Raw genomic sequence first — 12,737 nt, forward strand, 5'->3', positions numbered from 1 at the left:
ATGGATGATATTTTATATAGACTAGCTAGAAAATTATTTAACCTTTTCGTTGCTAATCAAAATGTAATTGCAATGCAAATGCCCGATGGCAATTATATTCCTCAAATAATCAATTATGATTTTACCTTATTTCATCAAATGCTTGTTAAAAAATCCTCGCTAGCAGTTTATCAACAAAAATCTTTTTCTAGCCAGATAAAATGGCTCTGTTTTGATTTTGATATATTAAAAAATCAAGAGGAGAAAGGAAGTATTGAGGAATTAGCAAATTTGATGGTTAATCCACTTTGTAAAGTTTTAGATACTTTAGACATTAATTATTTAGTTGAATTTTCTGGACGTCGTGGAATTCATGTATGGATTATTTTTGACTCTTTTTTTGAGAAACAGCTTGGATATGACTTAATGGATATAATATTAGATAAAGTAAATTATGAGGAAAGACTGTTCGATATCTATGCTATTGATAGGTTCCCAGCTACAAGATATGGAAAAAATAAATTTGGAAAAGCAGTGAAATTACCTTTGTCTACTCATAAAAAAAATAACAATAAACATTCATACTTTTTGAAAAAATCTGATTTAAATTCATCATTGATACAAGATATAGATTCTAGTGAAAAAGAAATAGATCTTCAAAAACAAGAAGAGATAATTTCTAGATATAAAAAAAATAGTTTTTCTCTATTTAAAACATTGGGAATTGCTGAAGAAAGCCAAACATATCAAAAATACAAAACTCAAAGGTTTAATGATATAGAAATAGATTTTAATGAATTGGTTGAGAAAACGAGTGATTCTATTGTATTTTTAAAATTATGGGACAGAGTCCAAAATGGGTGCATTACCCATCTAGATAGATTGGTTTTGGTAGGTACTTTTTCTTATTTTAGCAAAGATTTACTGATGTATATTTTTAGTAGTCAAAATAATTTTAATGCTGAAAAAACCATAAGCCATATTGAAAAGCTGAAGAATAGTCTATATCCTGTTACAATGTTTTATCTATATGACTTATACAGGGAAAAATTAGAGGTTCATATTGATGGTAATCTAACCGTGGTTGAATTCATTTCAAAGAATCTAGATTTAAATCCAATCAGTTTACCTTCCGTAATAAGTGAGTCAAAAACAATCACACACTATATTTTGGAAAAAGAAAAGAATTATTTTCAATATAATGATGAAATTTTAGAACCGCATATTTTTCACGGTCTTAAAAATATATTTAATTACGATATTGAAAGAATTGAGAATAGAGCATCCGAAATAATAAATGGCAAAATACAGTGGAATGATCATAAATATTTAGATACTTTTTATCCTTATATTAGAAAAGAAAAGAAAAATGGAACAGTGAGAGAACGAACATTAGTATCATTAACTACAATTGACAGGCTATTAACCACTAGATTAAGCTATGAATTTGTGAGTTTGTTAAAGTGGAGGTTTGATTCATACAGTTATAATATAAATTTTTGGTCAGATGAATTTTTATTTTTTCCTTTTTATTCCTCTTGGAAAAAATATGTTAACGATATTAATCTATATCTAAAATTTGATCTTTTCGATGATTTCAGTATTATGAAGTTAGATTTAGAATCATTTTACGAGAATATCTATATGCATTCCATCAACGATCGATTAATTGAAATGATTAATAAAAAATCAAAAAGAGATATGGAAAAGCTAAAAAATATTCTTTATTTTTTAAAGAGTTTTAATGCAAGTCTACAAATGAAATTAAATGGAACAACAAAGGGAGTACCACAGGGGCCAGCCTATGCGCGTATTTTAGCAGAATTTTTCCTATCCACTCTTTTAAGTGACTTTATTGAAGAATATAAGTCAAGAAATGATAATGCCACTATCCGACTATTTAGATACGTAGATGATATTTTTATTATATACAAAAATATTAATGATGGAGATCTTTTTCTAGATGAAATAAATAATCTTTTTTTAAGTGTTGGTTTAAAATTAAACACAGAAAAAACATTCAATTTTGGACTGATAAAAAATTTAACCGATGGAGTAAAAGAGTCCTTTTTTGATGATATTTACAAAAATTATATAATACAAAGTTTGGAAGATATTGATTATTTATCTGAGGAAGATCAATTTCAGATTTTTGAATTATTTGATAAGTATGCCAAAAGCAATAATGAATGGAATATAAAAAATGCAAACTTTTTATTAGGTGATCATATTGATACTGAGTTGCTAGAATATTATATGTCAAGAAACCACTATAATATTCTAGGTTCAGAAATTGGAAGGGGGAGTATTTTTTATAAATTTTATAAAATTATACTAAAAAATCCGAAACATACGATAAATTTTTTTAAAAATGTTGATTATTTGAAAATCCCTGCACATTCTTTAAACTTTAAAGTTTTCTTGGTTACTCTATATTATGAACTTAACAGGGTTATTAGTTTATCTGATACTATTGGAAATGAGTTTAGTGATTTTATTAATTTTTTAAAAAAAATTACCACAGATGATTATGAACAAAGGATTATTAATGTTATTTTAGAAAGGTTGAATAATGACTATTGATGAATTATATGATACAGTCTCTATTATCGAACGTTCAACTGTAAAGGAGTCTCACTTAGTGAGGTTTGAAGAGATTTATTGGCCCCTTTCAGATGAAGATAAACAAAAGAAACTGGATATTATCTCTAAAACATTTTTCCATATTTTAAAAATCTATCCATATCCACTTTCTGAAGACGAAACTGGTAGAATCAGTAAACTTATTGATTCTATTGCTGCAACACAAATTCCTATATACCAAAAAGAATCTTTTATCTGTGGTGAATACGAATTTTTTAGATTGTTATATAATTTAGAAAATAATGATACTTCTAATTCTGCCAAAGTGTATGAACTATTGGGAGAAGATATCACTCCAGTTGATTGGATTTTTTCACTTAAAAAAAATGATAAATTCTTATACCCTTTAGGTACAATTATGAATGATGTTATACGTAACAATTATTTTGATGTAAAGACTTTATTTAATTTATCTTTTTTATTACGAATTTATGTTAAACATAAAATCAATGATAATGAAATATTGACAAAAATTGATGAACTAAGTAAAAATTATAATATAAAATGCCTAGAGTATATTCGTGCAGGAGGAAAACAATTATTATCTTCTCAAAATGTTAATGAAAATGGAACAATGATTTTCCGGCATAACGAAAAAGTATTAATTAGAAGTACCAAGAAATATTATTTTGGCCCTAAGCAATCAATTAATGAAGAGAAAGATTCCAAAAATAATGTAATTGCCTATTTCATAGAGTATTGTCTACCAACAAATGATATAAAATTTTTTAGTTTAACTGAATTTTTACGAAATGCTGAACCTAATGCTGAAAAATTTGAATTTATCAAAAAAATATATCAAAAAGGGCATTTTAATAATTTCTATCAAGATGCTATATATTTAAATAAGCAGACACATAAGTATAAGTTTCTAAATCCATATGGATCTTTAGATGAAAAAATTCTGATACCTGCTGGCAAAAGATATGAAAAATATAATAATGATGAAGAGGGCTTTTTTGATTTGTTGAATGCTTCCGATAAGCGATACTCTTTAAGACAATCTATAATTTGGAGTAGAAAACAATTTGATATTCTTACACTAGATTTTTTTAGTGAACTCACTAGATTGAATAAGAGACCTATAAATTTAGAATCCGATGAAATCTCAGAGTCAGATTTTTTGCAAAACTCTCTTTTTAAACAGTATTTCGAGAACTGTGGATATTTCAATGAAGACACAATTTTAAATTATTTAGATTTTATTCAGAACAATGTTTTTAATTTAAATAATGTAGAAGTTGAAATGAATAACGATATGAAACTAATTTTCCCATATAAAATCTATGCTCCCGCTTGTTTTTCTGATGTCTGTTATTTATATAAACATAGACTAGAAGATATCCAAGGAGAATTCTGTCAGTTTAAAATATTTAATCGTGGATTAGAAAAATGCATTGAAGTAAATGGCAAAGAAGTTGAAATCAAAGATATTGAAAAAAATATATTAAATTCATCTGATATAGATAATTTAAACGTGCCGTCGAGCATTAAAGAAGGCTTTTTTGATGAGCAAAATAGTGTTTTATATTATGATAGGCAATTAACTGCAGTCGCTAAGAAGTTAATAAATTTCAATCAAAAAATCGAAGATTACTATTTAACGTACTAAGTACTAAAAAGTAAAAGTGACACTTCACTTAAATCTATAATTGATCTAATAGCAGCTATTAAGTTAGACAGTATAAACTATGACGTTTTCAGTGTAAGCCCTATGGAAGAAGCTGAAAGCATATTGTGGTATAAGTTAATGTGGCACTTTGTAATTATGGGATGGAAATCTGAACAGATTAATAGTTTTTTAGATTTGGTATTAAATAGACATTATACCGGATGTGCTTTATACTATCAAGATACAGTTAGTAACTGGTATCAATCTGTAAACAAGATGATTAGCGACGACTCTAATCTTGTGTTTACGAAAGAAAAGAAGCAAGATACAACTTTAGATAATTACATTGCTGAGATAACTTCATCATTAGGCGGAAAACAAGCAATAACACAAACCGATTTCGACCAAAGCAAAGTACGTCTTGAAAATAATAAATTTTACTATAACGAAAGAGAAATTAAGACAATTGTGATATTGGTCGATAATATCATGGGAGGAACTTCACTAAAAAATGCTCTCCATCATTATTTTATTAATGGTTCAGAAGAAGATATTCATGGTAAATATTTTCCTTGCTCAACTGAATTAAAGGAAAAGGGATTGAAAAATTTAAATGTAAAAGTTATAGTTAAAGCAATTTGGAGCTTTTCTGACGTAAAGGACAATGCAGAAAGCCTTATCGATTCTTCCTTTGATCTTTCAATAGAATGTGAAGAAATAATTGAAAATAAATACAAATGGAATACTGATATAAAAACAATTACAGAAAGTTTATACGGTAAAGCAGAAAAAGCAAAATATTTAATTTTTCGACAAAAAAATATGCCTTGTAAATCAGTATTCCCTAAAAAAGTTACAGATACAACGAACTTAATAGGATTATTTAATCGTTCAAAAGAATTAAAATAAAAGTCTAAGAATATGTGTAAAAAGTTTCCATGCATCTGAACTTTCTATATATAACGTCAACACAGTAGCATAATTCTATAAGTTAATCGTTTGACCCCTCAATGAAATAAACAAATTGATTTAACAAATTCAGAAACACGGATTCACGCCGTGTTTTTTGGTATAATCGAGATTATTTTCTATACAATTTCCAAAAAATAAATCCGTCTCACCTGCTAATGGAAATAGATATTCTTTTTAAGAAAGAATAGTTTAACTATGCGGAAGTTAAACTATTAGAATCATCATTCTTAATTACGATTGTTAATATTAAGAATGAGTTTAATCTATGATTTGACATTTATTTCCTTACTTTCCTATTTATTTTCTTATTTATGTTATACTAGAAAAGTCAATATTTTAGAAAGCAGGTAACTACATGACAAATTCTGTAAGTTCGAACCGATCTGAGAAGTACAACATTGCAGCTTTCTTCTCAGGTGTTGGGGGAATTGAGTTGGGATTTGAACAAACCAACGAGTTCAGAGTGGTGTATGCCAATGAGTTCGATAAGTATGCGCGTCAGACTTATCAGTTAAACCATCCAGATACCTATTTGGATGGTCGTGATATTCACGATGTTCAGCCAGAGGACATTCCAGCTGAGCGCGTGGATGTGATTATGGGAGGTTTCCCTTGTCAGGCCTTTAGTATTGCGGGTTATCGCAAAGGATTTGATGATGATCGTGGCGATCTTTTCTTCGAATTGCTTCGCATGATTGAGGGATGCAAACCTCGCGCTATTTTCATCGAAAACGTCAAAAACATGGTCGGTCATGACCATGGCAATACCTTCAAGGTCATCCGTGAAGCCTTGACCGAGAACAACTACTTTATCAAGTGGAAGGTTCTCAACGGGAAAGACTACGGGAATATTCCACAAAACCGTGAGCGGATTTATATCGTTGGTTTTGATACCAAGGAAGCTTATGACTTGTTTGAGTTCCCAGAGGAAATCAAGCTGACTACGAGTCTTCAGGATGTGATTAACTTTGGTGATAAGCTAGACGAGGTCTACTACTACCGTGAAGGAAAGCAGAATTTCTATGACCAGTTAAAATTTGAAGTGACAAGTCAAGATACAGTCTACCAGTGGCGCCGTCAATATGTTCGTGAAAATAAAAATGGCGTTGTTCCTACCCTCACAGCAAATATGGGAACTGGTGGCCACAACGTTCCATTGATCCTGACGGACAGTGGTGAGATTCGTAAGCTAACTCCGAAAGAAACCTTTAATGTTCAAGGTTATCCTAAATCTTTTAAAATCCCAGAAGGGGTTTCTAATGGTCAGCTATACAAACAGGCTGGAAATAGCGTAGTCGTTCCCGTGATTAAACGCATCGCGGAAAATGTTGCCAAGGCCTTGAATGACAGCCAAGGGCAATCTCAACTTAACCGCTCAGGAAAATTCGCTATTATCTACACCAAGATGAATGGACAATTTGAAGGGCAATCCTATGTCAAGGACTTTGTAAATAGCTATGATCAAGCTCTTGAAAAAATCAAATCTTATGATGATGGTCTAGCCCTTCTGTCTGGTGAAGATTATTTAAAATTGGTTAAAAAACGAGGAAATCTTGAATTTTACAGTATTAATTAACGAATATATAAAGAGGGTTAGTGAAAAACTAATCTTCTTTTGATATACTGAAGATAGAAAAGAGGGCGCTTATGTGGGAACATCTAAAGTCTGAACAAAAAGACAAATACAAAACCTTAATTACCAACTTCGCTAGCTTGAGCCAAGCTTTCTCTCAAAAGGCAGAATCTGAAGATGAGGGACAAACAGAGAATTATGTTGCTCCGATTGTTAATTCTAAATTTCAGGAAACTGTTTTCCAGAAGGCTTTTAATGCCGTTGGAGAAGATATTGCCAATACCTCTTATGATGCTTCTGTCGTAGTGGATGAAAATCATAAATACCTAGTGGGTATCAAGTCTTTTGGAATTAATTCGGGAGACCAAAAAATCGCTCAGTTTAAAAAAGATTCTCAATCTTGGACGGAATTGTTGGGTGATATCAAATTCCATGCAGATATTTCAGCAGATAAAGAAACAGCAGACAAGAAAAACTATCAACGCTATGAGGAGTTGGCACGAAAGATTGCGACTTTAAGAAACCAGAGAATCGAATCCTCTAAGGCACAAATAAAGGGTTTTAACTCAGATTCGGTCAATGTTGAAGCTGTTTATCATGTTTTGATGCCGACACCAAAGGGAGAAAATCCTAAGATTTTTGTCGGGGAGACGACTTATTTACCAGTTGATATTGACAACCTGGTCATTGAAGGTTCTACCACCAAAAACAATCCAACCAATTTCCGATTTACGGATGGACAACATCATTACAAGTATACAGCAGCTGACAGCCAGCTCCACATGACTTTTAACAATAAAGACATTGTAGTAGATACTTGGGATGTTCACTACATCGAAGATCCTTTTTCTCTCTTTGAAAACCTTCATTTACTGACCGCTGAAAAGGATAAAACCGATATCTTAGAAACAGTGTCTTGGGTTATTACAGACAAACATGGAAATGTGGAAGAAAACTCTGGTTTCAATGCTTTTAACGGAGGAACAAAACTAGCTAAGAAAGATCGTCTGCCACGGATTCTAAAGATTCAGGAAAAATTCAAAGACAGTCTGGCTCCAGAAGAACTAGCCTTTGTGACTTTTTCTTTAGAAGAAATTCTATTGAAAAAATGGACCAGTAAGGAAGAAAAAGCTCAGATGAAAGCTATTCGTGAGGATTTGATTCACTTTGTTCACAATACTGGCAATAAAAAACTCATTAAAGAAATTGAACAACTCGTATATCGGCCAGTTAGTGAAGTTTACATTCCTCTGCCTGACTCGAAAAACTTTCACTTTGAAAGACCTGATTTCTTTGGTCCTGGGTTTGGGACCTTTGAACCTGGTACTAAAAAACTAGCTCTATCCAAAGAAGAAAGAACCTTTAAGCTATGCTTCTTATCTTCTGGAGATGTCATCAATGCCTATATCAACCAAGAAGCTGGTAAGGCGATTCAATCGACTGATAAGCAAGAAATTCTTGGAAATTGGATTTTACGTGGTGTTTTCCAGTTGAAGGAACGAGAAGTCTTGACAGGCCAACGACTTAATGAACTGGAAATCAACGGTATTCGTTTAACCAAGTTTAAAAATGGGGAAATCGGTATTGAATTTATCTGGATTGATACTGAAAATCCACCTAGAGATGCCATTGGCTGGGTAGTAAAGAAATAAAAGTCCGTTTTAGACTAATTTACACTTCGACAAGTCAAGTGGAAGTTAGCGTTCAAATCATCTCACTTTCTCCCCCTTAACCTTTGACTATTCCGCAAAATTATCGTAAAATAAAGAGTAAATGATAAAATGAGGTCAGAGTCTGTTCGCTCTGGCGATAGTAGTATAAATGAGGAGAAACGCTTTGGAATTAGAAGTATTTGCTGGGCAAGAAAAAAGTGAACTATCTATGATTGAGGTAGCGCGTGCTATCTTGGAACTTCGTGGTCGCGATCATGAGATGCATTTTAGCGATCTTGTAAACGAAATTCAAAACTACCTTGGAACATCAAACAGCGATATCCGCGAAGCTTTGCCTTTGTTCTACACAGAGTTGAACTTTGACGGTAGCTTCATCTCACTTGGAGACAACAAATGGGGTCTTCGTTCATGGTATGGTGTGGACGAAATTGACGAAGAAATCATCGCTCTTGAGGAAAGTGACGACGATGAAGTAGCACCAAAAGCTAAGAAAAAACGTGTCAATGCCTTTATGGATGGCGATTCAGATGCCATTGACTACAATGCGGATGATCCAGAAGACGAAGATGCATACGAAGCAGATCCAGCACTTTCATACGATGATGAAAATCCGGATGATGAGAAAAATGAAGTGGAAGCTTACGATGCAGAAATTAACGAAATCGCCCCAGATGACTTGGGTGAAGACGTGGATCTCAACGAAGAAGACGACGAGTTTTCAGATGATGATACTGAAAACATCGAGGAATAAAAGGTAAGTGGTAAGAGTTTTTAGAAAAGTATAAATTGAATATCTTGTATAGGAAGGAGAACGGAGAAATCTGTTCTCCTTTTTTGTTCGTTTTAAATTTAAAGAGAAAGGAGATCATCATGCGAGGATTGGAGATTGTCATGAATATTGACACATTGGAAGTTTATGAAGTGATTGATCGCGATAAAGAAAATCAGTCAGAGAAATTACCGCTAGAAGATTCTGAAGCTTCTCCAGGTGCCTTTCAACTTGATTTATTTGAAAGCATGAGCTGTCAGAACACATCCTAGGGGAGATTGTAAAGAACTGTATCAGAGGAGACAAACGATGATGACAAACAGTTTAAATTTATATGAAAAGTTACTCAATAGTGAGCCGTTAGGATTTATTGATCCGCTGACAGATCTAGGAGAGTTTGACAAGGTTCAGATGAAATTCAGAAAACCTGTCCGCAGCTTAACGAACAAGTATTCAGGTCAGCCTTATAATCCTTACTGGCAAGAGAAAATTGAGGAAATGCGATTACTCTATATTCAATATCAGCTAAGCCTACGTGAAGAAGACAAGAAAGAGAATATCCAAACCAGGGTCAAGGTTCCAGAAACGCAAGAACATATTGAAGAAATCGTGACCACGTATTTGAAGCTAGGTTTTCGCTTTAGAGAAATTGAAAAAAGAGTATCACTGTCCTACAAAAAGCTACGGAGTGACTGGAGTCGGTGCGATTATGTAACGACCGCAGAGACTGAGTTTTACAGTAAAGAGGACTTAAAGGACGGCTACTTCTTTTCGGTTGCTGCTCCTCCTAAGAGTATGAAAGAGAACTAAGAGAGGTTGACATGAGTTCAAAAGAACAGGGAAAATGTTGTATCTGTGGCTGCACTTGGAACAATGCTTGCTACACTCCAGACAAGGGGGCTTGTTGGTGGATAGATGAAGAAGAAACAATTTGCAGCCATTGTTTCTGGAAATTGGATATGGAGGGGTAGAGGATGAAAGTTTATTATAGACCAGGTCATGACTGGTTAGAACGTGATGAAGAGTTCGCCAAAAAGGTGTTAAACAACCCTAAAAGTCATTGGGTTATGGATACAAAGCATGATGTTCTTTGTGTTGTTAAATTAGGAAACCATATCAGTGCAGTGAGATTTCTTGCTAAACATTTTTATGGATTAGATCGTATTTATCGAGAGGATATTCCAAAATGGCAAGAGATTATTTCTAAAAATATGATTTTCTACAATACTATGGTAAATGAAGCTGACCATTATGCCCGTCATCTACCTAGAAAGTACAGAGGAATTTAAAATGAGTGATAAAATCATTCTAAAAGTTCAAAATTTGCTTGAATTAGCCTATGACGCTCCAAACGATGAAGAAGGGCAGTCAGCGCTTCTCATGGCCCAGAAGTTGATGGTAAAACACAATTTAGCCATGAGTGATATTCAAAAGATCCACAAGAATAATATTGGAGAGACTGTTGCAGCCTCAGAATATAGAATGGTTTGGTGGAAAGAGAAATTGGCTGGTATTCTTGGTGCAAACTTCAGGTGTAAAGTCATTAGACAAAGGAAAGTTGATGAAGGAATTACGAAAATGATTTTCTTTGGCTATGATAGTGATGCTGAATTTTGCACCAAAGTTTATGAAGGTGCTGTTTTATATCTGGAATATCGATTAAAACGTCTCTTCCCTACAATTACAAAAGCTCGCTGGAAAGACTACAAGAAGTCTTACTTGTTTGGATTTCTTACAGGGTTGAATGAGCGTTTTGAGAAACAAACTCAATCCTCAGAAGAATTTGCTTTGATGGTTCAAGTTCCTGCTGAAGTATTGGAAGAACAGTATAAACGAATGGGAAAACTCAATGAGAGATCTACCAAAATTCCAATTCAAAAAGTAGACCTGGAAGCTTATTCTGTAGGACTTGAACATGCAAAAGAAACAAAGCTAATGACTGATGAATTGTTAAACAGCTAGCTCAGTAATGGAAAAAATTAGGAATATTTCAATATGAATTTGAATACAATCTATCCTTTAATTCTCAAAGATGGATTAAGGAATTATAAATTTAGAAACAGTCATTTGAAACCTGTTTCTTCAGTTGAGGAAGGTAAGCGAGGAGCTATATTCACTTACCGTTCCAAAGCTCACATGATCAAGGCCCGTGGACTTGTTCTAACCTCGATGGAAGCTATTAAAGAAAATCAAGATGGCTTCACTCATTGGACGCCGAACGTTTACCGCTTCGGATCATACAGTGACAGCCGACGACAAATTACACGTGGCCATGCTGAAGAGAACTTGCGTCAGATCAATACCTTTGTGATTGATTTTGACCTGTCCTCAGATGATGTAATGACATCAGGAGACATCCTGACGGCTGCTCTTGATTTAGGCTTCATGCCAACGTTAATTCTAAAGTCAGATAAAGGATACCAGGCTTACTTTGTTCTGTCTGAGCCAGCCTATGTGACCGCCCATTCACAGTTCAAGGTGGTAAAGGTGGCCAAGGCGATCTCTCAAAACTTGAGAAGTTACTTTGGTCAGACTTTACCTGTTGATATGACCTGTAATCACTTTGGTATTTGCAGAATACCCCGTACAGATAATATCGAATTCTTTGACGAAGAGTACACCTATTCTTTCCAGGAGTGGCTGAATTGGTCGATGAAACAATCAGACTTGCCTTTCCCAAGTAAGAAACCGAACCTAACGGTTATTTCAGGAACAGAAGGGGCAAAACAGACCGATGAGCCCTGGTATAAGATGTTGATGAATGAGTCAAACATCAAAGGTACTAAGGACTTAATGGGTCGAAATTCTGTATTGTTCACTTTAGCCTTGGCTAATTTCTCCAGCGGTGTCTCACAAGGCGATTGTGAGGTCGTGTTAAACGAATTTAGCCTACGACTGGACGAACCAGTCACTACAAGCGAACTCTTAAAGATTATTGCCAGTGCTTATTCAGGCAAATATGAGGCAGCCAGCAGAGATTATATCATGCTGCTGTGTCGGGCCTGGGTCAATAAGGATTTGAAGGCTGCGGATCTCTTTACCAAGCAGCGGTGGTACAAATTCAAGAAGAAGCGGGCTGATCGCAAGAACAGTCATCTGTATGAATGGAAAGCCGATGTGATGGCCTATTTAGAGGACTTTTACCAGTCAGAAGATCCATTTATTCAGACAACGAAAAAGGCGCTGAGAGAAGCTCTCAGTATCCCTGAACGCTCTTTAGACAGAGTACTGAAAGCACTAAAGGCAGATCAGAAGATCTTCTTCACGATTAAATCTGGCCGTGGCGGCGGGATCCGTATTGCTTCCGTCAAGGCTATCTTCCTGTCCCTTCTCCAGGTGAAAAAGGAACGCCAGGAAGCGTATGTTGGTTATATTGCTGCTTTCTTTGAAGAAAGCTTGAGTCTCACTCGGCGAGTGATAGAAGGAGTTAAAAATGACCTTAAACAAGTATCACAACTCTCTTTATTTGAGCTTGACATTGGATAAAAATAAAACCCGTCAAGTGCCTTTACATTA

At 34.0% G+C, this 12,737-nt stretch carries 11 protein-coding genes; all 11 read left to right on the top strand.

Translation table 11 applies throughout. The annotated features are described in order from the left end of the window. The 11 genes from KB197_RS02220 to KB197_RS02270 all read left to right on the top strand — a co-directional run bounded on the left by KB197_RS02220 (position 1) and on the right by KB197_RS02270 (position 12,707). Complete coding sequence (locus KB197_RS02220; protein ID WP_064276269.1) at positions 1 to 2,562, top strand: TOTE conflict system archaeo-eukaryotic primase domain-containing protein; 2,562 nt, start codon at positions 1 to 3, stop codon at positions 2,560 to 2,562. After that, a complete protein-coding gene (locus tag KB197_RS02225; protein ID WP_212573703.1) occupies positions 2,552 to 4,234 on the top strand; it encodes a hypothetical protein in 1,683 nt (560 codons plus the stop codon). The genes KB197_RS02220 and KB197_RS02225 overlap by 11 nt, the downstream gene beginning before the upstream one ends. Positions 4,235 to 4,336: 102 nt before the next feature. Next, the gene (locus KB197_RS02230) at positions 4,337 to 5,143 is read left to right on the top strand and encodes a hypothetical protein (RefSeq protein ID WP_212573702.1); all 807 of its coding nucleotides are present in this window, start codon (positions 4,337 to 4,339) and stop codon (positions 5,141 to 5,143) included. A 418-nt stretch (positions 5,144 to 5,561) separates the two neighbouring features. Next, positions 5,562 to 6,782, top strand: coding sequence for a DNA cytosine methyltransferase (locus KB197_RS02235; RefSeq protein WP_064276271.1), 1,221 nt, complete (start codon positions 5,562 to 5,564; stop codon positions 6,780 to 6,782). A gap of 71 nt (positions 6,783 to 6,853) precedes the next feature. Further along, positions 6,854 to 8,431, top strand: coding sequence for a hypothetical protein (locus KB197_RS02240; protein ID WP_212573701.1), 1,578 nt, complete (start codon positions 6,854 to 6,856; stop codon positions 8,429 to 8,431). A gap of 184 nt (positions 8,432 to 8,615) precedes the next feature. Next, a complete protein-coding gene (gene rpoE, locus KB197_RS02245; protein ID WP_000418416.1) occupies positions 8,616 to 9,203 on the top strand; it encodes a DNA-directed RNA polymerase subunit delta in 588 nt (195 codons plus the stop codon). 140 nt (positions 9,204 to 9,343) lie between these two features. Beyond that, the gene (locus KB197_RS02250; RefSeq protein WP_212573716.1) at positions 9,344 to 9,493 is read left to right on the top strand and encodes a hypothetical protein; all 150 of its coding nucleotides are present in this window, start codon (positions 9,344 to 9,346) and stop codon (positions 9,491 to 9,493) included. Between the two features lie 37 nt (positions 9,494 to 9,530). Then, positions 9,531 to 10,031: a hypothetical protein gene (locus KB197_RS02255; protein ID WP_042763686.1), complete on the top strand. Its 501-nt coding sequence runs from the start codon at positions 9,531 to 9,533 to the stop codon at positions 10,029 to 10,031. A gap of 164 nt (positions 10,032 to 10,195) precedes the next feature. Next, entirely contained in the window at positions 10,196 to 10,510 is a 315-nt protein-coding gene (locus KB197_RS02260; RefSeq protein ID WP_212573700.1) for a hypothetical protein, read from the top strand. Position 10,511: 1 nt separating this feature from the next. Then, complete coding sequence (locus tag KB197_RS02265; protein WP_212573699.1) at positions 10,512 to 11,183, top strand: DUF2786 domain-containing protein; 672 nt, start codon at positions 10,512 to 10,514, stop codon at positions 11,181 to 11,183. A gap of 33 nt (positions 11,184 to 11,216) precedes the next feature. Further along, positions 11,217 to 12,707, top strand: a complete 1,491-nt coding sequence (locus KB197_RS02270) for a primase C-terminal domain-containing protein (protein WP_105025994.1) — start codon at positions 11,217 to 11,219, stop codon at positions 12,705 to 12,707. Positions 12,708 to 12,737: the final 30 nt, after the last annotated feature.

The sequence above is a fragment of the Streptococcus sp. 11-4097 genome, from assembly GCF_018215285.2.
GTDB lineage: Bacteria > Bacillota > Bacilli > Lactobacillales > Streptococcaceae > Streptococcus.

What these genes read in the sequence shown, in the direction of transcription:
- KB197_RS02265 (WP_212573699.1), top strand. Translation starts at nt 10,512, where the DNA reads ATGAGTGATAAAATCATTCTAAAAGTTCAAAATTTGCTTGAATTAGCC.
- KB197_RS02220 (WP_064276269.1), top strand. Translation starts at nt 1, where the DNA reads ATGGATGATATTTTATATAGACTAGCTAGAAAATTATTTAACCTTTTC.
- KB197_RS02225 (WP_212573703.1), top strand. Translation starts at nt 2,552, where the DNA reads ATGACTATTGATGAATTATATGATACAGTCTCTATTATCGAACGTTCA.
- KB197_RS02255 (WP_042763686.1), top strand. Translation starts at nt 9,531, where the DNA reads ATGATGACAAACAGTTTAAATTTATATGAAAAGTTACTCAATAGTGAG.
- KB197_RS02235 (WP_064276271.1), top strand. Translation starts at nt 5,562, where the DNA reads ATGACAAATTCTGTAAGTTCGAACCGATCTGAGAAGTACAACATTGCA.
- KB197_RS02270 (WP_105025994.1), top strand. Translation starts at nt 11,217, where the DNA reads ATGAATTTGAATACAATCTATCCTTTAATTCTCAAAGATGGATTAAGG.
- KB197_RS02240 (WP_212573701.1), top strand. Translation starts at nt 6,854, where the DNA reads ATGTGGGAACATCTAAAGTCTGAACAAAAAGACAAATACAAAACCTTA.
- KB197_RS02230 (WP_212573702.1), top strand. Translation starts at nt 4,337, where the DNA reads ATGGAAGAAGCTGAAAGCATATTGTGGTATAAGTTAATGTGGCACTTT.
- KB197_RS02260 (WP_212573700.1), top strand. Translation starts at nt 10,196, where the DNA reads ATGAAAGTTTATTATAGACCAGGTCATGACTGGTTAGAACGTGATGAA.
- KB197_RS02250 (WP_212573716.1), top strand. Translation starts at nt 9,344, where the DNA reads ATGAATATTGACACATTGGAAGTTTATGAAGTGATTGATCGCGATAAA.